This is a genomic window from Vibrio neptunius (assembly GCF_000967495.1).
In the GTDB taxonomy this organism is placed as follows: domain Bacteria; phylum Pseudomonadota; class Gammaproteobacteria; order Enterobacterales; family Vibrionaceae; genus Vibrio; species Vibrio neptunius.
Map to the genome: position 1 here is coordinate 1 of NZ_JXXU01000121.1, position 275 is coordinate 275.

Sequence of the window (275 nt, forward strand, 5' to 3'; positions counted from 1 at the left end):
ACATGGTAGTTGTCATAATCGGCAAACTCTGTGTCCTTGAGGAAGGACTCAAGCACATCTTCAAACTCGGCGGGATTAGTGATCCAAAATAGGCCATTCTTAAAGCCAGAGAATCCGACCATTTGCCAATACTCAAGCAACTGGTCAGGAAGTATGCCCCGATAAGCTTCAATGTGTTGGTCTGTGGCCTGAACATACGTGGTGGGTTCGCCAAACTCTTCCAAAAACATTTCAAAATCTTCGTCAGACACTGCGTTTTCCTCGTTTCATTTGTT

At 44.7% G+C, this 275-nt stretch carries 1 protein-coding gene; it reads right to left on the bottom strand.

The window, feature by feature from the left end; genetic code table 11:
• Nucleotides 1-251, bottom strand: a 251-nt coding sequence (locus TW84_RS23285; RefSeq protein ID WP_275041688.1) for a GAD-like domain-containing protein, incomplete at its 3' end; no start/stop codon positions are given.
• Nucleotides 252-275: the final 24 nt, after the last annotated feature.